Consider the following 20,793-nt stretch of genomic DNA (forward strand, 5'->3'; position numbering starts at 1 on the left):
AAACTTATCTCCAAAGTTCTTTAGCCTAGATTACTTATTTTTACACATTAAAAAATTTAATACGTACAACGGTACCTTTACCAACTTCTGAATGGATTTCTACATTATGTCCTAATTGTTTCGTAATTTCATATACAAGATATAGCCCCATTCCAGTTGATTCTTTAAAATCTCTGCCATTTTCTCCTGTAAAGAAAGGTTTAAATATTCTTGGTAAATCTTGCTTCGGTATGCCTACACCGTTATCAATAATTTCAAGTATGACTGTATTACCTTCCTTACAAGCTTTCACTTTAATCTTCTCTCTACTACCAGATGAATACTTAATCGCATTCGATAGTATTTGTCCAATTAAAAATTGTAACCATTTCGCATCACTTTCTACAGTAATATCTTTCTCAACTTTAAGCTCTGGATACACAAAATTCCGGATAAAGAAACGTTTATGTTCATGCACAGAATCGTTCACTATTTTATGTAGTTGTACTCTTTCTACATAAAAATCTTGTGTAAATGCTTCTAAACGTGCAACATATAATGCCATCTCCAATCCCTTTTTTAACCGGTCTGTTTCCTCATTTATACTTTCAAAACGCGAGTCAACTTCATCTTGTGTAATTAATTCTATGACAGATAAAGGGGTTTTCATTTGATGAATCCATTGATTCATAAAAGTTAAATGATCATTATTTTTTCTCTCTTGTATTTGAAGCTGATTTTGATAATGGCGATATTGTACCTCAAGCAAGTCTTGAAGAGCAGCAGATATAGCTGCAAAATCCGATTTTTGAACAGATTCATCTAAAGATTGCATCGGGTTTGCTAAACGCTCATAAAAAGAACGATGTGTAAAGTAACGAAATATTAAATAACCTACCATAAAAAAGGCACCTAAAAACATTGCATATAATGCCGTTGCAATATGGTTATACCCATCAAACCAATATACGAGAAATATGGATAGTAGTTGAATTGCTGTAAAACAAATAAGTGGTATATGATCACGTATAAACAGCCTTATCATTTTTCCATACCCGTATCCCAAGTAATATGCAATCTATATCCAACACTACGAATTGTTTCAATCGCATCCTCAATCTGTAACGTTTTTAACTTCTTTCGCACACGTGTCGTATTTACACTTAATGTATTATCATCAACATAGGATTCGCTATCCCATAATTTATTTAATAACACCTCTCTACTCACTACACGCGGATAATTTTTCATTAATATTTCTAATAAAATAGCTTCGTTTCTCGTTATATCAATCTCTTGGTTCCTAAGCTTCAATACAAGCCTTTCAGGATATAAACAAAGTCCCTGTTGCTCAACCATCCGATCTTCTACTTTCGGTGCATAATCTCCGTAAGCACGTCTTAAATGACTTCGAATTTTAGCCATTACCACTTCGTAATGGAATGGCTTTGAAATGAAATCATCACCACCGTTTTCTAACGCCATAACTTGATCCATCGTACCTTCACGAGCTGAAATAAATAATATCGGACACGTGGAAACTCCCCGAATTTGACGACACCAATAGTACCCATCAAAACTCGGTAAATTAATATCTAATAAAACTAACTCTGGTTGTTCTTCTAAAAAAATATTTAATACATTTTGAAAATCAGATACAATAATTCCTTCATACCCGTATTTCGCAACATGTGTTGATAATAATTCTGCTATTTTCATATCATCTTCTACAATCATAATTTTAACCATTATTTACTCCTTTATCGATCCGCAATCGTATATACAATTATACAAAATAAATAATACCTTTTTTTACTTAATCCGTAAATTTAAAAAGGATACTTTTATACAAAAGCATCCTTTTTCTATTATTCTTACTTAATATGACATTTACTGTAATTAAAACCTAGCTTCTCCACATAATCCATACTTAGTTCCATTCGTGCCGTTTTAAGTGGATCCACAACTTGACAAACTTTTAAATCGCCGGCAGCTGATAATAAAAGCGTGGCATCAGCTTTAGACATTTGTAATTCTTCATGTAAAAATGTTACCATATTACGTACAGCACGATTCGCTGCATCATCTAGCAATTTCTCTGAAGCAAGCGTCATTATTTTTTCTTTTTGAATAGCCATTGGTAATGGCCATTTCTTTCCTTTTATAATATGAACTGTTGCCGTCACCTCACCAGCAACCTCTACTCCACTAACACCAATTTCACCGTCACCCATCGCTGCGTGTAAATCACCTAATGCTAATAGAGCACCAGGAACATTTACAGGTAATAATAATGTTGTCCCTTCTTTTATCTCTTTACAGTCCATATTCCCGCCGTGATCATGCGGTGTGCCACATGAAATACTCTCTTCTTTTGGAGCAGTACCAATTACACCGATCATTGGATTAATTGGGATTTGCAGTTCATTCGAAAACAAAACATGTTTATTATGTATTGGGACAATTTTCACTGTATTTTCATGTAGCTCTTCACCCATTACACCAAGATTCGTACCTGTAGTTAAAACACCTTGCTCTGCAATTTGAATCTTTTCAATCGTTACGGCTAATATGTCACCAGGCTCTGCATCACTGATATATACAGGTCCAGTCGCCGGATTAATTCGGTTCCAATCTAATTCTTGAAACGCAACATCTTCAGAATCAATTTGATTTCCAAAGCAATCATATGTTTCAAATATAAGGCGACTCCCAATTTCTACTTCCATGCATGGTTTATTTTCTGATGACATTGCGTAAATGATATGTTCTTTATGAATTCGATACATAATACCTCTCCCTTTTATATTTATCTACTATTACTAATTAGCTTTTTTCAGACAAGCTCCTCTTGAAATGTTAATTTTATGTAAAAAAGCACCAAGCTTATTTAAAAACATACACTCTTTACTATAACAGAAAGGTGGTATCACTATGCCCCTTATTCCATATAACGAAAGCGATGTTGACTTACTTGCTCGATTAATACGTGCTGAAGCTGAAGGCGAAGGTCGACAAGGTGAACAACTTGTTGGTTGCGTAGTAGTAAACCGTGTATTTTGTGATTGCTTAGATTTTAAACAACTTCGTTCTGTACGTGATGCTGTATATCAAAGCCCTGGTGGATTCGAAGCAGTGCAATACGGATATTTTTATCAACGTGCTCGTGAATCAGAAAAAGAAATCGCACGAAAAGTTTTACAAGGTGAGTGGCGCTGGCCAGCAAGATGGGCTCTTTGGTATTTCCGTCCAGTTGGAGCTTGTCCGCCCGAATGGTATAACCAGCCGTTTGTAGGACAGTTTAAAAGCCATTGTTTTTATGAACCTAGTGGTAATGAATGTCCGAAATTGTATTCACGGTAGTAAAATTTGCAACGCAAGTACCTAGAAAATTCGGTACTTGTGTTGCTTTTAACTGTGTATTAGAAATCTAATAATGCGATGCTTTTTTCTATACCTACCACATGTATTAATAATGGTATACGAGGACCATTTGATTGATTTATAATGAGCATATATATAATAGTGAATAACTGTTTTTGATTTTCTTTCATTATTTTTTTATTTTCATGATGACAAATCGAATATAATTGTTCCATTATGTTTGAATAATCTTTATTTGAACGCAATATTTCACAAACTTCTACTAGCCATTCTTTCTGACTTTTATCTAACGTGTTGTAAAACTCTGTATTTTTCTCCTGATTTACCTCAATTAATTTTTCAGATTGAAATTTTCTTGTCCAATATTCTGCACGATTACTTATCGATCTCATTTCATCTAATCCATAACTCCTATCTATTTTCTCTAATATCCCCTGTAAAATAAATGAGTCAAAATGTAATAACGGCAACGTTCCAGCTACTTGATTAAATTTTGGATATTCTTTAAATCCGCTCTCAGCTCTAGAAAGTTTAATTGCATCAAACAAATCTTCATTTTTGAGCGTTTTATTTTCATAACTATCTTTCAGTCGTTCATACTCCGTATAATTGCGAATCACATCTTCATCAAGACCGATATGGAAAGCTGCATTGGGTCTATATTTAGCAAACATAAATAGAATTACTTCTGGTAAATACACTTTTAACAACTCGCTAGGTGTAATACTATTCCCTGAGGAACTAGACATTTTTTCATGATTCCCTTTAATACCAATGAAATCATAAGCAACGTAATGCGGAGCTTCACGATTAAATATTTTCCTTGCAATTTCCTTTGATACATTATAACTACCTGTTTCTGATGAATGGTCTCTTCCGCCCGGCTCAAAAATAACATCCTCTATCATCCATCTCATCGGCCAATCAATTTTCCAATTCAGTTTCATTTTATTTGTATTTAGTATCGATAATTCATTTTGATTTCCACATTCACATTCATATCGAACTGTTTTTAATGCTTCATCAAAATGTGTAATTGTAGTTGTATCTTTCCCGCATCTCTCACAATACAATGTAACTGGATAAAAACGCTCTCGCTCTTCTTCACTACACTCCCCAGTTTTAAAATCCATTAAAACATCATATATTTCTTTTATACAAAGCTTCTAATATGCTTTTGTTATACCTTCCATTTCTATATTCATCATGTTGATAAATAAATTCTACTTCAATTCCAAATGCTTGAAGCGATTTTTCAAACTCTTTTTCAAAATGCTCTGCATATGAATTATGGCACCCATACGGATCTGGTATATCACAGTATGGCATCCCGATATACTTTACAAAAGATGGATCAACATTTTTAGGGACTTTTCTAAACCTGTCATAATCATCCCATGAAAATATAAAACGAGTCTTTTTTCCTAACTCTTGAAGCGCCCTTACAACAAAATAAGTCGTTACGATTTCACGAAAGTTCCCAATATGAACAGAACCTGATGGACTAATTCCAGATGCGCAAACAAAAGTTTCTTTGTTTGGATGTTTTCTAATTAATTCATGTGCTACTTCATACGCCCAATGCATATGTTACTCACCTCTATCTTTTTTTGTTTTCATATTTTCAGTTTTATGCAATAAAAAAACTCCCACCCCCAAGATTATTCATCTTGAGGACGAGAGTTGTTAGCTTCGCGGTACCACCTCAGTTTGTTAATATGTCGCCATATTAACCTCTTCAGGTACGGCAAAATATACTTATACCCTATCTCTATAACGGGAGAACCCGTCGCATCATCCCTAAATAAATTAGTTCCTTGCGCAGCTCCAAGTCTTTTTTCATTAAGATGTATACCGCTCTTTCTCAGCTACCAGAGCTCTCTGTGCGTATTCTTTCTTAACTACTCTTCTCTTCCATGCCATTTTACATATTAGTTTTTTTATATGATAATTTAAAATAATTTTATTGTCAAACTTTTCCGAAACAAAATTATATAATTATCTAAAAAAATTCTTTATCGCTTCTAATTGAATTTTATGACTACACTCATCACAACAATATACCCCTTTTGGTTTCTCTTTAAATCGCTTATATTTTTCACTACCTTCATAAACACGAAATATATTTTTACAAGAAAAGCAAACAATTTCATAAAACATCATATGCATTTTCCTCTCCATATTTATACATTTTTTTAATCACTCGAGAAAATCAATTTTTCCATAGTACAAATCTTAATATTTTCTGATTAAAAGGTATACCCCTATTCTTATCGAATTATATAAATATCTTATAAATCGAGGTGAACATCTTGGTAAGTAATATAGAATTAGTTTTAGATGCGAAAGCAAGTTTAGCTGAAGGACCATCTTGGAATGAAAAAAAGCAACTTTTATACTGGGTTGATATTGTGGAGAAACAATTATGCATCTTTAGTCCTACCTCTAATACAAACCGAGTAATTGCTCTCAATCAACAAATTGGTTGTGTTGTTCCGTATTTAGATGACGTACTACTCCTTGCTATGGAAAACGGCTTTTATTCTATTAATGTAGAAACAGAAAAACTGACACATATTTTTGACCCTGAACCACATTTATTTAAAAATCGTTTTAATGATGGAAAATGCGATCCGGCAGGACGTTTTTGGGCAGGTACTACAGATACATACGGTATTAATGCTGCTGGCTCCTTGTATTGTTTAAATAATAATTTAAAGGTAGAGAAAAAAGTTTCACATGTAAATACATCAAATGGCATAGCTTGGTCACCTGACCATACATACCTTTACTATATCGATACACCTACTAAAAAAGTAGTTCGTTTTCATTATGATATATGCTCTGGAGTAATTCGTAATCCAAGTGATATAATCATTTTCCCCGAAAATGACGGTCTACCTGATGGTATGACAATTGACGAGGAAGGTTGCTTATGGATTGCTCATTGGGGAGGTTCAAAGATTACTAGATGGAACCCTTCAACTGGAGAACAAATATTAAGTATCCCGATTCCAGCGCTATATGTAACATCTTGTACATTTGGAGGGCCCAATTTAACCGACCTATATGTTACAACAGCCAGAACAAGAATGACGGATGACGAATTAAAGCAATATCCACATGCTGGTGGTATTTTTCGAATTCAAACAAATGTAAAAGGTTGTCCTACCCATTCATTTTGCAATAATAATATTGGAGCTGAAACACTATGAATCGTATTAATTACATAAGACAAGCAGAAAAGAAATATCACGACCTTTGTTATGAACAATATAAACTATTTGAAACTGGCTCTTGGCTGTACAAACCAGTTAAAACAGTTATGGACTTGATGGATTACTTTGAAGGACAAAACAACTTGCAAGTACTTGATCTCGGCTCTGGCGTTGGAAGAAATAGCATTCCCATTGCACAACAGATACAAAATACTAGTGGCACTGTTACATGTGTAGATTTACTTGATTCTGCTTTAACAAAATTAAAAACTTATAGCAAAGAACATGGCGTATTTGAAGTTATAAAAACAGAACAAGCAGCAATTGAAAACTATTATATCGTCCCTAACACTTATGATTATATCGTTGCAGTATCTAGTTTAGAGCATGTTCAATCAAAAGAAGATTTAACAAATGTGCTCCATTCTATAAAAGAAGGTACAAAGACTGGTGGTATCAATTGTTTAATTATTAACTCGAACATACAAGAAATTGACTTACATACGAAAGAAGAATTAGATGCTTTAATTGAAATTAACCTTCCTACTGAAGATATGATACATCTATTAAAAAGTATTTATAAGGAATGGAAAGAAATTAAAGTTGAAATAAAAGAATTAGTCTATGATATCGTTCGCGATGAAAAGCAGATTCAATTAAAAACAAATGCTATAACGTTTATTGTTCAGAAATGATCGTATAATAAAGATGTGACCCTTTCTCCCATGGTCATTTTTTTGTAAAAAATTTGTAACTTTAAATATTTATGAAACAAAAAAATAAAAGAGCACTTGTTTCCGCAAGTGCCCTTTTGGGGATTTTGAGATACCCTCTTAACGAAAGCTAAGGTTACTTAAAGTTAAAAGGTATTTATATTATATGCTTGTCCTCTTTATTTGTGCATAATTAATATATAAACATATTTAATCATTCTTAATAACTTTTAGTTATCGTTCTTTTTTACATGTTATCTTTAAGAAATTGATTGAAGGTTTATTGACCATATTCTTATTTGGTTCATCAATTTCCAAAACTTCTACTAGTCCATATTTTTTAAAATCTTGTTTTATAGATTCAGAATCATAGAAGAACATTTTTACACCTTCCATTATCTCATAATAATCTTTATCCAACTGTTTTCCTTTGCCATACATTGGAGCCTTTTTAGAAACAGTTGTAAAAACCATATATCCACCAGGTTTTAAATGATTATAACAATCTTTAATAAATTTCTCTCTTTCCTGCTCATTCAACAAATGCAGAAGTGCATGACTAAATATCCCATCATAAGATTTATTATCAAAAGGCATTTCGTTTACCGAACCGTGATATATACTAATATCTTCTAATCCGTTTTGTTTCGCTAAATCAATAGCTGTTTTTGAAATTTCAATTCCTGTTACATTTATATCATTATCGATAAACACCTTTGCGTTTCTGCCATATCCAATACCCGGAACTAATACGTCCTTAACGTTCTTTTCTATAAAAAAATCCTTTGTCAAAATTGCAGATTCTGTAGGTTCAAATCCCCACATCGTTTGTTTTTCAATAAAGCTTGATTCCCAAAATTCCATTATGTTTCTATCTCCTTATTTTCAATCCATTTTAGTATTAAATTAAAGGTAAGTTTTTTGTATTGTTGTTATATGGTGTTGTTGTTATATGGTGTTGTTGCTATATAGTTTTTTCTTCTATTCATACCACTTACCTTATTCATCTTGGCTCCATTGAATATAGCATAATAATAAGCATATATCTAATATAAAGATTGGTGTAAAAGCCACTCTTTTTATTAACTCTTTATCATTCTAAATGAATTTTAATTAAACTTTTTTATGAAAATCAAAACTTACATATACTGAAAATAGATCTATTTAGCTCAATCTTTTTTCAATAAGGATTTGATGATCTATCTTCTATTTTCAAAAAATAAAAAGCACCCGAATGGATGCGTATAGATTAAACTTATTCATTATTACTGTTTCCACTTTCATCATCAACTGATTTGGAGTCTAACATGCTGCCTATATCCGGCGGTAAAGTTAACTCTATACCAGCTACTGGTTGATTATCTTCATTAAACCATTGTTTCTTAAATTTAATCAATTCTTCATTTTTCTTATTTTCATCCATATTATCCCCCCTTTTATGTATGATATTAAACACTTTACTTAATATGTACATTGAGAAAGATAATATACTATTTGTACATAATGAAAGAGTAAAAACCATTCTCTGTTTACACAAGCCATTGTACCTATTAAAAAAATCCCCGTACATGTTACTCCGCGCTCTGTTATCATATTAGTGTCGAAACATACGTGGCCTATGCGATAAGTACCTGGTCATTTTGTTCATTATTCATATGAGACAAATACTTTTAAAGGGATAATTATTCCTTGACTTAATTCCTCAAAACATTGAATGAGTTCTGTATATTGTATTTCATGTTGAAAAATCTCTTCTAACAATGGTATTTGTTCTATTTGACTAAAAAACCAATCTGCATGTTTTTGATAATCATACCCATCACTTGAACCAATGATTTGCAATTCTTTCTGATAAAAATCGGCGGTTAATGTTAATTCTTCAATATTACCATCAGAAAGTATACATATTTGTCCATTAGTTTTAAGTGTTTTTTGTAATGTATGAAATCCGCTATTTGTAGCAGAACATTCGAAACCGTAATTATATGTTTCTATTATTTGTTCTTCTGAATCATATATGTTTTTCGCACAAAACTTCTTTGCAAAATCTCTTCTATTTTTATTAGGTTCAACAACATCTACATGCTTAACACCTACATAGTATTTTAAGAAATAACAAGCAAGTAAACCGATAACTCCCATTCCAGTTATAAGTACCTTTTCATCCTGTCGCGGGTTTAGTTTCAATATGCCTTTAGCAGCATCGCACGAAAGAATAGATAATAAAGCAACTTTAGGTTTTATATAATTAGGTACTTGAATTACTTTATACCACTTAACTATTCCTATCGTTTCATGTCCATAAAAAGAAACTACTTTATCGCCTATTTTTAAATTCGTTACTTTATCACCAACCTGAATCACTTCACCATAACTTTCATATCCAGTTTTTCTTGGATAAAAAGGATGTGTATCTGTAACATCGGATCCATTATACTGTGGTAACTCTGCACCAATACTTATTGCCCCTGCAATTGTTTTAACAATAATTTCATCATCCTGTATAGACTTTATTTTACACGTTTTCCACTTAAGGTATTTTGGTCCTTCTAAAACTAATTTATTTTGTTCCATTTATGACCCTCTCATTTTATAAAAATATATTCTCACTAAATTTAAAACAATGTATAATAAATTCATCTAAAATTTAAGCTATAACGTTGACTAGCACCCAACAGGGATAAAATGATAATTGAATTTGATGGATATGGTATAAATGAGTATGTTTTTGGCCGTAACCGTTCTCTTAACGAGTTAATAATAATGTATTTAAATGTAAAAAATGAAGAGATATCTAATGAAGAACTTCTAAACTTATTTTGTGTACGGTATCATTATGAAAAAATTCAAAAGTTATTACAAGAAGACGTCTTGAGCGATGTTGTCATTGATTTAGATACAGACTATATTTATATCTCTACTAGATAACAGTAAACTAGATCGAGTGAATAGAAATTATGATTCAGCTAAGTGTTTAATAAAATAAGTCATTGCCCAAATTAATGTCGCAAATTGAGTGACAAAATACATTGTCCATTCAAAACCAGTCAATTTTCTATCTCGTTTAACCTTCTTTAAGTATCTGTAAAATATAAATGTACTTAAAAACATAAGTAACAACGATAATTGTTGTAAATCATCGACTATACGTACTGCCATAAACTTCATCATCCTCCTATTTACAATATAAAGTGAAAAGATCATCAAAAGGGGCCTCTCCCCTCTGATTATTAGTTGAACCAACTAAGCTTTTACGAGCAGTTAATATGGAATATTCTACAATCTAACAATACCATTAATTGGTAAGGAATAATACCTTTTCAACAAATACAAAAAATCTAAATAAACATATGTATAAATATAGTGTGTTATTCTTGTTCCTTATTAGTTTTAATCAGGAGCGCCTTGACAAACGCTCTTTCATTTAAAAATAAGAACTATTTCGAAATTTTTATAATCTAAATTAAATGATGACTGCTATTTAGCCTTTGAACCCCTTAAATGTTAACTCCCTTTTTAATTTTTGGAGATTGTTGCATAGTATCAATATTCACAACTGTTATATTTCTTTCCACACGAAAAAACTGCAACTAAAAAAGTAGGGGCTATACAAATTGTTAGGTTTATTGTTTTCTTATAAAAAAATCTTCCCCGTAATATATAGATCCTTTCTTTAACAATAAGGGTAGACTTTTCTTTTTTATAAAATGAATCAGGATTATAAAACAATACCATTCCCATCTGTTGTTTTCCCCTCCTATCCACCACTTAAATTTATAGCACCTTGATCAACCAGGGATAATTTCTTCTATTTTGGAAATTTTATAAGTAAACTTTTTGAGAATCCTTTGAGGTGCGAACAATGTTTTTAAACCAAAATCAAAAAGAAAGAAAGTTGTTTGTTTTTGCAACAATTATACTCATTCTCTATTTGTCTCCTTTATTTATTCTTGGAGAAAATGCGCATATTCGCATTCATGATAATCTTGATTCCAATTTGTCCTGGTATAAGGTTTTGACATGTAGTGGAGAGATACAAGGTCCGATTAATAGTACAATTCCACAGGTGATAAATAATCAATTGTCAAGAAACGCCTTTAACACAGAATTTAGTGGTATTGTATGGTTGTATGCTTTTTTTCCAAATATGGTTGCTTATGTATTAAGTCAGACGATTACAAGAGTGATCGCTTTTATAGGCATGTATGTACTTTTAAAACATCATTTTTTACCAAAAGAGGAATGGACGGTCATTTCAATAGGAGTTTCATTAGCTTTTGCTCTTACCCCTTTTTGGCCATCAGGAATGCTTAGTACTCTGGGAATGCCTCTTGCACTTTGGGCATTTTTAAATATTCGAAAAGGGGAAAAATTGTGGAAGAACTATTTCGTACTTACTCTAATCCCTCTATATTCGAGTATTGTTTTAGGTTTTTTCTTTTTTTTAAGTAGCATAGGGATACTCTGGTTAGTTGACTTAGTAGTAAAAAAAGAATGGAACTTTCGTTTTCTTTTTTCAATTATTTATATGACGCTCATTTACATGATTGTAGAATATCGCTTAGTAACTTCCTTCTTTTTATCAACTGCACCTAACAGTAGAGATGAATATTTTCATGCAAGATTATCGTTATGGCGGTCTCTCCGACTTACAGTGAAAAATTTTCTTTTAGGACATACCCATGTCATGACAGTCCATACATTTGTTATTTTACCTACAATACTTATTGCGTTGTATTTTATCATTACTACAAAACGATGGAAGCAAGAAAAAGTCTTTATTTTTTTGTTCTGGTTTAACATAGTTTTATCAATTTGGTATGCTTTTTGGTTTTATAAAGGTTGGCTTCCATTAACAAAACGATTTCACATTTTAGATACATTTAATTTTGCACGTTATCATTTTTTGCGCCCGTTAGTTATTTATGTTCTATTCGCTCTTGGATTAAAAGTTTTATGGTTACAAGGGAAAGTATGGAGACATGCTGCAACAAGTATTATAATAGCCCAAATTATTTTGTTATGCTTTTATAATGAAGAAATTGTTTATCAAAATAAACCTTCAGTAAAAGAATTTTTTGCAGAAAAACAATTTAAGGAGATAAAAGAGTATATAGGTTTATCTGTGGAACAGTACCGTATCGCTAATATCGGTTTACATCCAGCTATCGCTCAGTACAATGGGTTCTATACACTTGACACATACAACAATTTTTATCCTCTATCTTACAAATATGAATTCCGAAAAATAATTGAGAAGGAACTAGCGAAAAATAAAATGATTCGTACGTATTTTGACGAATGGGGTGGCCGTTGTTATATTTTCACCGATGAGCTTGGAAAACACTATATGTTTAAGAAAAATTCGAAAAAACGGTTAAAAAATGTAGAACTAAATATAGATCACTTTAAAAAAATGGGTGGCCGTTACATATTTTCTGCTGTCCCTATTGAAAATGCAGTAAAAAACAATTTATCCCTTGAGAAAATATTCATATCAAAGACATCCGCTTGGAAAATTTATTTGTATAAGGCAATATAAGTATGTATATTAGATTGGCTCTCTCAATATAAATTCATAAAAAACCAAACTAATATTTAGCTGCAATATTAGTTTGGTTTTTACTATATTGTATTAAATTAAATTACACACCACATTCCAAGCTACACTTAAACTCTTTTTAACAATTTTTAATCACTATATCCCCTGTGCTACTGTCCTTGAAAAACTTGATTTTGCCCCTGGCCTTTATGGGCAACACTCATTGAGATTACTGTTGGTTTTATCCCTGTTCGCAAGAATCTCCCACTTCCAAAATACGAACTGCAATTTCGATATCATCTTGCTTTGTAACAACCTCTGTAGTTTCTTCAATCGTTTCGGCTCTTCCCATACAAGACAATACTTCTCCCTGTTATATATACAGTAGTCCAGCTACAACTACTATTTTTCCTTGTAATAATTTCATTTTATTTATCTTCATTTTTATAATTCAATTTTATAACTTCTGGTATATGATTACTATCATATTTCCTTGTATAGATTTCTCCATTTGGAGTAACTAATTGTAATACAATCTCACCACAAACACCATGTGGTATCTCAAATTTACCTTCTGCATTTGAAATACTGCGTTCCTTATTTTCAATTGAATCTTCATAAAATTTCACATTAGATATAGGTTCGTTATTTTGATCTACAATAATGCCTCTTGAATACTTACCAATCGCGATACATTGATCATCTTTTTTATAATAATTAATTAGAACGACAGCTCCAATTATAATAGCGATACACACAAACAAGAGAATTATTTTGCGTCTCACAACAAACCTCCTTTTCCATCTTATTCTTTTTTAAATTGAAAGTTTATACGTTCCACTTGTTTGATTTCATCAATTACTTTACGAATTCCTTTTTCAATCCTATCTTCCTTCACATTCGATACGTTTAACTTTAATAGTCTTTCTTTCGGAAAACCTCTCACATAATTTTTATCAATCGTATCAATACATATTTGCATTTCATTTAATCTTTGGAATAACATTTCAGAAATACTCGTTTTGTGTAATTCTAAACAAGTGTGAATTCCAATTGTATTATGTTTTTTATATGTGACTAAAAGCGGGTTTTCACTATGAATCCTTTCTAATGTTTCTGCAAGTTTTTTAGATCTATCATGATAGGAAGATTTAATTTTATTTTTATGACGTTCAAACATTCCACTCTTTATATAAATTTCTAAAGCAGCTTGGGATATCATCGGGCTATCAATATCTAAAACCTTTTTATATGTATGGAAAGCACTCGAAATAACCGATGGAATAACTGCTACACCAACTCGTAAACCGGGAAAAATAATTTTCGAATAACTTTTCAAATATATGACATGATTATCATGATCCAAGCTGTATAACGGATCGGCTTTTGAATCTGTTTCTAAATCTGCTAAATAATCATCTTCCACTATAAATACATTATATTTCTTAGCCAATAGTACGACTTTTTCTTTCTCACCTTTAGAATAAGAAGTTCCAAGTGGATGATGATATCTTGGTATTGTATAAAAGAATTTTATTTTACCCGTTCGAAAAATACGCTCCAATTCATTTAAATCAATACCTTCACTCGTACGTTTAATACCGATTACTGGAACTTTATTTATTTCTAGATATTCTATATATAAATGATACGTTGGTTGTTCAACTAATATTGTTTCATTTTTATTTGGAAATGGTATAGAAGTTAATATTGCAAGTGCCTGCTGCACACCTGAAGTTATAAAAATATTGTCTTCTTTCGTGAACACTTGATAATTTGCCAACTGTTTTTGAATGACTGGAATTAAAGATGGTAATCCTTTTGGCGTTCCATATACGAACAAATCATTTTTATAAGTATCAATAGCCTTATTAATGCAATGCTGAAAATCTAAATATGGGAAAACATCTGGATCTGGTGCTGAAGAAGCGAAATCAATTATCTCGTCATTTTCTATAGTACTCCTTGATTTTTTAACAACGTAGTATCCACTTTGAGGGACAGAATATATAATATGACGCTTTTCCAATTCATAAAGCGCACGTATAACTGTCGCCTTATTACATTCATATTGCGTAACAAGTGACCGTATTGATGGTAATTTCTGTCCTTCATTTATCGCTCCATTTTGAATCATTTTTTCTATATCGTTTAAAATATGTAAATACTTATACATATTACACCTCCTTCAGCAATTCTATATTTAATTACACCGACTTTTTATTTATATACCATCCATTCCTCAATTAGTTAATTTTCCGATCTTCTATATCGTAAATCCCAATAGCATATGAATCATTTTCAATCCATTTCTTTACTGCTTCTGTTTTAAGTACACCTTCAACTTCTTTTTCTATTTTCTGTCCAAATTCTCTTGCCCCTACTTCATCATCTCTAATCTTAGTTTTTATATCAATGGTAACAGGTTGATTCTTTTTATAATTTATTTGCTGAATCCCAACCCCTTCATATCCATTCTTTCTGAATACGTCATCAAATATCTGTCCAAAAACTAACTCCCATCTATGTTCTGCATTTACAATCTCTTTGTTTCTTTGAGATATATTTACTTTATAGGACATAATGCCTTGAATTTGCAATCTTTTATTAATTTCTTTTTTTATTTCGTTAGCATTTTCGCTATCAGCAATCTCTAAATCTACTTTTCTTGCCTTATCATCCCATATAGCAGCACTAAAAAAAGATTCCTCCTTTACCGCTGCTGTAGCAATATCCATAACTATAGAATCTTCACTTTTGGATTCTTCCATTTCAGGCTCACAAGCACACAATAAAGCAATTGAAAATAAAAATACAATCAACTTCTTTCCACTTTTCATTGAACTTCCCTCCGTAAATTTTCATTTACGATAAACTTTTACTTTCACATATAAATACCTTCTATAATTTTAAAATTTAACATTATTTCACATTTCCTCCTCTTAAAAAGGAAATTACAATTAATAAGTAGAATATTTTCATGAATAAATAAAAAGTGAGGGATATATCATGCAGCGCTTAAATACGATTGATATTAGTAACGTTCTAGAATTAGAAAATACTCTTTCTACTTTATTGAATGAAATGATTTCTTCAAAGCTAGAACTTGAAAACTGGTTAAAAAAACAATCTACTTTCATTTGGGAAATTGAAGAACAATTAAGGTCGCACTATATCGCTTTTCAATGTAATACAGATAATAAAGAAATAAAAGATACTTTTGAATATGATCAAAAATATGTACGACCTCTTTTGAAACGTTATCAAAATTCATTTGATACTAAATATTTAGAGTCCCCTTTTCGAATGGAACTTGATCCAAAAACGTACAGCTTACTAGATAAAAAAATTAAGAATGCGCAAACATTGTTTTGTGAAAAGAATATTGATTTAGAAGTGAACGAAGACAAATTAGTAACCGAATACTTCGAAATCACAGGTGGTTTAACTGCATTATGGAACGGTGAAGAAAAAACAATTACTGAACTACAATCTTACTTACAAGATTCGGATCGTCATATACGAAAAAAAGCAAAAACGCTCATTTCTGAAACATTCTTATCTGTTGAAGATAAATTACAACATATATTAAATGAATTAATCGTAATCCGTGACCAAAAAGCAAAAAACATTCAATTACATAATTATCGCGATTATATGTTTAAAAAACATGAACGTTTTGATTATACACCTGAAGACTGCTATGAGCTTGCCGAATCTATTCGTAAATACGTAGTACCACTTATCGATAAAATATATAACAAGAAAAAATCTGAACTTCAAGTAGAAAGTCTTCGTCCATGGGATTTAAAAGCAACCGCACCAAATCAAAAAGTATTAAAACCTATTGAAAAAGCGAGTGATTTAATCGAAAAAAGTTCTCATATTTTACACAAACTTGACCATGAATTTTCCGCATTACTGGAACGTATGCATAAAAATAATTGCTTAGATTTAGAAAGTCGTAAAGGAAAAGGACCAGGAGGATTTTGCGAATATTTACCTGCTTCTCAATTATCTTTTATTTTCATGAATCTCAATCATACACATTATGATGTTACTACTTTCCTCCATGAAATGGGCCATAGTATTCATAACGATTGTATGAAGCAGTTAGAACTTCAAAAGTATTTAGAAATCCCTTCAGAATCAGCTGAACTAGCTAGTATGACAATGGAATTGTTTTCGATGGAGTATTGGGATACTTTTTATGAAAATAAAGAAGAATTTATAAAAGCAAAATTAGATTTCTTTAAAGGTATTGTTAAATATTTACCACAAATGCTTATAGTTGATCAATTCCAGCATTGGATGTATGAAAATCCTAATCATACAGCTAAAGAAAGAAATGAAAAATATTTAGAATTACATAACACTTACCAATCGAATATAGTAAATATTGAGGGGTATGAAAATTGGGTTGCAACTGGCTGGTTACCTGTGCTACATATATTCGAAATACCATTCTATTACATCGAATATGCAATTGCACAATTTGGTGCGCTGCAAATGTATAAACAATATAAAGAAAATCCTAAACAAGCACTTGAAAATTATAAAAAAGCCTTATCATTAGGTAGCTCTAAATCTTTAACGGAAGTATATGAAGCAGCTGGAATTCGTTTTGATTTTTCTGGCGAAATAATTAAAGAACTAATGTTATTTGTAGAGGGAGAATTAGAGTTACTTGAACAATTGTAAAAAGAAAGCTGTTCCTATATTTTAGGTTCAGCTTTCTTCTTTATTTTATTAATCAGCTCTATGTACTGAGAATCCCCATATCCGATTGTTGGAAATAGCTGAAACAACTTTTTTAATAATTCTTGAGTTGATAAATCTTTATTTTTAGAGATAAATTTCATTACAGTAGTATCTTCTGTTAGCATTTCTAAATATAAATCTATAGCCTGATACATTACAGGTGGTACCTTATAGAAAGTCTTTTTATGATTTACTAATACTTCATTGTATACCGAAGAATATTTTCCTAATTCAAGTTCAATTTGATTTACTTTAAATTCATCTTCTCTGAAGCTATTTAAGTATACCTTCCCCTCATAACGAGAATGTTCAAGGTATGAAAGTATGGTAAGTAAGTTCATTTGGCAGAACATATCTTCACCAAACCATAAAACAATACATTTATACTCTTTCGTAAAAAGTTTCTTTAATGGATCTATAACCTTATTTGTGTAACTTTCTACTGAACTGTTATGTCCTGCTGCCCTTGTCTTAATAAATTCTTCATCAAAAACTAGTGTAGTAACTCGGTTTACACACATCGCTTCATTAAATGGTGCATAATCAGAATCACCCATTAGCTTTTCGTTTTTAAATTCTTCATACATAAGTTGACCATTTAATATGTTAAGTACCTCTTTATCAAATAGCTCACTCTTCCTATTTCGCAACTGTTCAACCTCTATTTTTTCTAGAAATATTCATATTAAACGCCCCTTCATTATTTAAATTGAGTTTAACAAATGATTGAATAGGCATTTTGCTAAGTTGGTATTCTCTTGGATTCATTCCAAAAACATTTTTACCTATTCGATTTAGCAGTTCCTATTTATAGTGCGATAGAATATTCATTTACTGGAAATGGGAATATCGTTGACTATGAGCATTCTATTACAAAAGCACTATTTGAAGGGTATCAAGAAGAAAATGAACTACCTAAAGAGATGATCGAGAAGTTTCCATTGTTTATTAAATTAAAAGAGATTTTTGAATATAGCTTAATGCATATGTATTGGGATAAAGAAGAAGTTACTGAGGAACAAGTACGGATAATGAACCTTTATAGAATGAAGATTGAAAATAAATATACGTATATCAATATTTAAAAACACTGTTGTTTAACTACAAGGAAACTTTAGTTAAACAACAGTGTTTATTAATTAGCTACTAGACAACCTTTTTATAACTTATAAATACTGATTCAATAATCTGCTCAAATCCACTTCATTTTGCGAGGATACTTTCTCAGAAAATCTAGCTGCACTAATAATAGGAGCCCATTGAAAGATCTCACCTCTTGTTAAATCGGTATTATTACAATATATTTGCAAATACATTTCCGCTAATTCTATATGAGACTGCGCATATAATAAATATGTTCGAAACACATCTGCACGAATGTCACCTGAACTAGCATCTACCCAATCTATAATATTCACATTCTTTACATTCACTGTAAACTTAACAAAAACCTTCTTCACGAAGATACAAAAAATCTACCACTTTCCATCCTTAAATAGAAAGCGGTAAGTTTAATTTACTTGGAATATCAGCATGGAGATTTGGTGTATGCAAGATAGTAAATGAATATCCTTGCTGAATAAATGATACTTCATCATGTTTACCTTCATATGGAACACTATTTTTCTTCAAGTTATTTTGTATGCGTTGTAAAAATGCTTGATCTGGTGTTCCGAAAGAAACATGTACTTTCGGTGGTAAAGCTTTCATTGCGATTGGAATCCACGGTCGCTGCCACCAAGTTGCAACAATATATGCAGTGCCACCTATAACAAAGTTAAAAATATCCCCATCTTCCATCGTTTTCATATTTAGATTTAATTTCAACCATTCCGTAAATACAGGTACACTTTTAACGGGAAGACCGATTTCCCTTATATATAAAATGTTTAAAGGGGATTGCGGTACTAATACATCTTCTTTAACATAACTATGTGCGATAATTTCGAGTAGATTTCCATCACCATCTCTGAAATATAAGTTGAATCGGCCGCTCTCTTCATCAATTGTATGACCATCTTTCCATTTCACAATGAGTAATCCAGACTTTTCAAGCCATCTTGCAGTTTCATGAAATTTTGAATATGGAATCTCAAAAGCAAAGTGCGCAGATGCAATTGGTTCATATACTTCTTGAAAACTAATTGTAGTGTACGGTGTTACTTCAAATTGAATAAATGATGTCGTTTCTTTTTTTATGGGGAAACATAATATGTCCTTATAAACTTGTTTTACCCCTTCTATGGAAATCGTTTGTAGTTTTATATCTGTAATATGTGTAATCACATTACATTCCCCCTTGTTTCTTATTATCTATTCGTATTGTATTACAATTATAAATAGATAAAATCAAACGGAAGGATGGATTTTTCATATAAAAACTACAACTTTAGTATGAATATGTTAGCTTCAAAAGTCTTTTTGTTTGATACACACCATCAATAAAGATACATTTTTAAGTTTTTTTCTAATTTAGAAACTGCTGAAGTAATACAGGATCCTCTTTTAAAAGTTCTGATAAAAACATAAGTTGTGGAAAAGGTTGTAAAATTAACTCTTTATCCATTTTTTCTTTCAATATAGCAACTCCGCCTTGATTTATATAATTATTTAATGTTATTTTCCCAGTGCAAATTAATTCAATATCATTCAATGAAAGTAATAGTAGTCCATTCGTTTCAGAAGATGGTTTAGGTGGAATCCTTGAATAGGCGACATACATGATAGATAAACTTTCATCTGGACTATCAATAATTAATATTGGATTGACTTCATTTTCTACTTTTATTTTCTTTGATTGTGCATTCCAATTTTCTTTATAAAATGTAGTTGGTGAATTCAATATAGTAATATCGATAGAAGCTTCTTCTTTCACTTCTCTTTTAGCAGTTTCTACTGCTGTTTCATCCGCCTCTTTATGTCCTCCAAGTCTTACTACACCTAATGTATCCCCTTTACTCGTTGGTCCAACTTGAAAAACAAATAAATTCTTATACATTACATATGCACCAGATGTTCGTACATTCTTATCTATAGGTATCACTATTTTCCCTCCTAAATTAACCATCTCACAAACCAGTTTACTATAATTTTATTATGTTTTTAAGTAATCTTCAATCCAAAGCCTTCATTTTTATTTCCGCCTTAAAATTTTAAAATACATCTAAAAAGTAGGATTCACAAAAAAATCATAGAA

General features: G+C 31.2%; 20 protein-coding genes, 4 pseudogenes and 1 other annotated feature. Of the genes and pseudogenes, 7 read left to right on the top strand and 17 right to left on the bottom strand.

Annotated features, from left to right (window positions below; genetic code table 11):
- Positions 1-40: 40 nt before the first annotated feature.
- From ACVWY7_RS12130 to ACVWY7_RS12140, 3 genes are all read right to left on the bottom strand, one after another.
- Complete coding sequence (locus ACVWY7_RS12130; protein ID WP_000620166.1) at positions 41-1,024, bottom strand: sensor histidine kinase; 984 nt, start codon at positions 1,022-1,024, stop codon at positions 41-43.
- Positions 1,021-1,728: a response regulator transcription factor gene (locus tag ACVWY7_RS12135; protein ID WP_000238980.1), complete on the bottom strand. Its 708-nt coding sequence runs from the start codon at positions 1,726-1,728 to the stop codon at positions 1,021-1,023. Before ACVWY7_RS12135 ends, ACVWY7_RS12130 begins: the two co-directional genes overlap by 4 nt.
- Before the next feature lie 125 nt (positions 1,729-1,853).
- A complete protein-coding gene (locus ACVWY7_RS12140; RefSeq protein WP_000285689.1) occupies positions 1,854-2,768 on the bottom strand; it encodes an acetamidase/formamidase family protein in 915 nt (304 codons plus the stop codon).
- A gap of 145 nt (positions 2,769-2,913) precedes the next feature.
- On the opposite strand from ACVWY7_RS12140, the gene ACVWY7_RS12145 reads away from it, so the two are divergent.
- On the top strand, positions 2,914-3,342 hold the full coding sequence (locus tag ACVWY7_RS12145; RefSeq protein WP_001128411.1) for a cell wall hydrolase: 429 nt from the start codon (positions 2,914-2,916) through the stop codon (positions 3,340-3,342).
- A gap of 59 nt (positions 3,343-3,401) precedes the next feature.
- Here the strand turns inward: ACVWY7_RS12145 and lysS are convergent.
- Positions 3,402-4,950 (bottom strand): annotated as a pseudogene (gene lysS / locus ACVWY7_RS12150) (lysine--tRNA ligase).
- Positions 4,951-5,032: 82 nt separating this feature from the next.
- Positions 5,033-5,289 (bottom strand) — a binding site (T-box leader).
- A gap of 72 nt (positions 5,290-5,361) precedes the next feature.
- On the bottom strand, positions 5,362-5,532 hold the full coding sequence (locus ACVWY7_RS12155) for a DUF2197 domain-containing protein (protein WP_000551046.1): 171 nt from the start codon (positions 5,530-5,532) through the stop codon (positions 5,362-5,364).
- Between the two features lie 143 nt (positions 5,533-5,675).
- Here ACVWY7_RS12155 and ACVWY7_RS12160 point away from each other — a divergent pair, with 143 nt between their 5' ends.
- On the top strand, positions 5,676-6,578 hold the full coding sequence (locus tag ACVWY7_RS12160; protein ID WP_142395557.1) for an SMP-30/gluconolactonase/LRE family protein: 903 nt from the start codon (positions 5,676-5,678) through the stop codon (positions 6,576-6,578).
- Positions 6,575-7,276 carry a class I SAM-dependent methyltransferase gene (locus tag ACVWY7_RS12165; protein ID WP_001079951.1) on the top strand — a complete coding sequence of 234 codons (702 nt, stop codon included), beginning with the start codon at positions 6,575-6,577 and terminating at the stop codon, positions 7,274-7,276. Before ACVWY7_RS12160 ends, ACVWY7_RS12165 begins: the two co-directional genes overlap by 4 nt.
- 252 nt (positions 7,277-7,528) lie before the next feature.
- Here ACVWY7_RS12165 and ACVWY7_RS12170 read toward each other — a convergent pair whose 3' ends face one another.
- The 3 genes from ACVWY7_RS12170 to ACVWY7_RS12180 all read right to left on the bottom strand — a co-directional run bounded on the left by ACVWY7_RS12170 (position 7,529) and on the right by ACVWY7_RS12180 (position 9,868).
- Positions 7,529-8,158, bottom strand: a complete 630-nt coding sequence (locus tag ACVWY7_RS12170; RefSeq protein ID WP_000397588.1) for a class I SAM-dependent methyltransferase — start codon at positions 8,156-8,158, stop codon at positions 7,529-7,531.
- A gap of 391 nt (positions 8,159-8,549) precedes the next feature.
- Positions 8,550-8,717 (bottom strand): hypothetical protein, encoded by a 168-nt coding sequence (locus ACVWY7_RS12175; RefSeq protein WP_000344135.1) that lies wholly within the window; start codon positions 8,715-8,717, stop codon positions 8,550-8,552.
- 224 nt (positions 8,718-8,941) lie between these two features.
- Positions 8,942-9,868 (bottom strand): alcohol dehydrogenase catalytic domain-containing protein, encoded by a 927-nt coding sequence (locus ACVWY7_RS12180; RefSeq protein WP_326969570.1) that lies wholly within the window; start codon positions 9,866-9,868, stop codon positions 8,942-8,944.
- A 111-nt stretch (positions 9,869-9,979) separates the two neighbouring features.
- Here ACVWY7_RS12180 and ACVWY7_RS12185 point away from each other — a divergent pair, with 111 nt between their 5' ends.
- Positions 9,980-10,222 (top strand): hypothetical protein, encoded by a 243-nt coding sequence (locus ACVWY7_RS12185; protein WP_000582704.1) that lies wholly within the window; start codon positions 9,980-9,982, stop codon positions 10,220-10,222.
- Positions 10,223-10,249: 27 nt separating this feature from the next.
- Here ACVWY7_RS12185 and ACVWY7_RS12190 read toward each other — a convergent pair whose 3' ends face one another.
- A complete protein-coding gene (locus tag ACVWY7_RS12190) occupies positions 10,250-10,453 on the bottom strand; it encodes a hypothetical protein (RefSeq protein WP_000290885.1) in 204 nt (67 codons plus the stop codon).
- A gap of 703 nt (positions 10,454-11,156) precedes the next feature.
- Between ACVWY7_RS12190 and ACVWY7_RS12195 the strand changes: the two genes are divergently transcribed.
- Positions 11,157-12,836 carry a DUF6044 family protein gene (locus ACVWY7_RS12195; RefSeq protein ID WP_105989548.1) on the top strand — a complete coding sequence of 560 codons (1,680 nt, stop codon included), beginning with the start codon at positions 11,157-11,159 and terminating at the stop codon, positions 12,834-12,836.
- 274 nt (positions 12,837-13,110) lie between these two features.
- Here the strand turns inward: ACVWY7_RS12195 and ACVWY7_RS12200 are convergent.
- The 4 genes and pseudogenes from ACVWY7_RS12200 to ACVWY7_RS12215 all read right to left on the bottom strand — a co-directional run.
- Positions 13,111-13,263 (bottom strand): annotated as a pseudogene (locus ACVWY7_RS12200) (short-chain dehydrogenase); the annotation flags it as partial.
- Position 13,264: 1 nt separating this feature from the next.
- Positions 13,265-13,621 (bottom strand): hypothetical protein, encoded by a 357-nt coding sequence (locus ACVWY7_RS12205; RefSeq protein ID WP_001253111.1) that lies wholly within the window; start codon positions 13,619-13,621, stop codon positions 13,265-13,267.
- Positions 13,622-13,641: 20 nt separating this feature from the next.
- A complete protein-coding gene (locus ACVWY7_RS12210) occupies positions 13,642-15,012 on the bottom strand; it encodes an aminotransferase-like domain-containing protein (protein WP_000280104.1) in 1,371 nt (456 codons plus the stop codon).
- Positions 15,013-15,082: 70 nt separating this feature from the next.
- Positions 15,083-15,676, bottom strand: a complete 594-nt coding sequence (locus ACVWY7_RS12215; protein ID WP_326969569.1) for a DUF4030 domain-containing protein — start codon at positions 15,674-15,676, stop codon at positions 15,083-15,085.
- 169 nt (positions 15,677-15,845) lie between these two features.
- On the opposite strand from ACVWY7_RS12215, the gene ACVWY7_RS12220 reads away from it, so the two are divergent.
- Positions 15,846-17,537, top strand: coding sequence for a M3 family oligoendopeptidase (locus ACVWY7_RS12220; RefSeq protein WP_001189368.1), 1,692 nt, complete (start codon positions 15,846-15,848; stop codon positions 17,535-17,537).
- 14 nt (positions 17,538-17,551) lie between these two features.
- On the opposite strand, the pseudogene ACVWY7_RS12225 reads toward ACVWY7_RS12220, so the two are convergent.
- A pseudogene (locus tag ACVWY7_RS12225) lies at positions 17,552-18,365 on the bottom strand (AraC family transcriptional regulator).
- Between ACVWY7_RS12225 and ACVWY7_RS12230 the strand changes: the two are divergent.
- Positions 18,356-18,682: an aminoglycoside phosphotransferase gene (locus ACVWY7_RS12230; RefSeq protein WP_033682508.1), complete on the top strand. Its 327-nt coding sequence runs from the start codon at positions 18,356-18,358 to the stop codon at positions 18,680-18,682. The pseudogene ACVWY7_RS12225 and the gene ACVWY7_RS12230 overlap by 10 nt on opposite strands.
- Positions 18,683-18,763: 81 nt before the next feature.
- Here ACVWY7_RS12230 and ACVWY7_RS12235 read toward each other — a convergent pair.
- The 3 genes and pseudogenes from ACVWY7_RS12235 to ACVWY7_RS12245 all read right to left on the bottom strand — a co-directional run.
- Positions 18,764-19,021 (bottom strand): annotated as a pseudogene (locus ACVWY7_RS12235) (aminoglycoside phosphotransferase); the annotation flags it as partial.
- 67 nt (positions 19,022-19,088) lie between these two features.
- Positions 19,089-19,883, bottom strand: a complete 795-nt coding sequence (locus ACVWY7_RS12240; protein ID WP_000628016.1) for a VOC family protein — start codon at positions 19,881-19,883, stop codon at positions 19,089-19,091.
- Positions 19,884-20,064: 181 nt separating this feature from the next.
- The gene (locus tag ACVWY7_RS12245) at positions 20,065-20,640 is read right to left on the bottom strand and encodes an NUDIX hydrolase (protein ID WP_000612226.1); all 576 of its coding nucleotides are present in this window, start codon (positions 20,638-20,640) and stop codon (positions 20,065-20,067) included.
- Between the last annotated feature and the right edge of the window lie 153 nt (positions 20,641-20,793).

This window comes from Bacillus sp. TE9106W, from assembly GCF_054062215.1.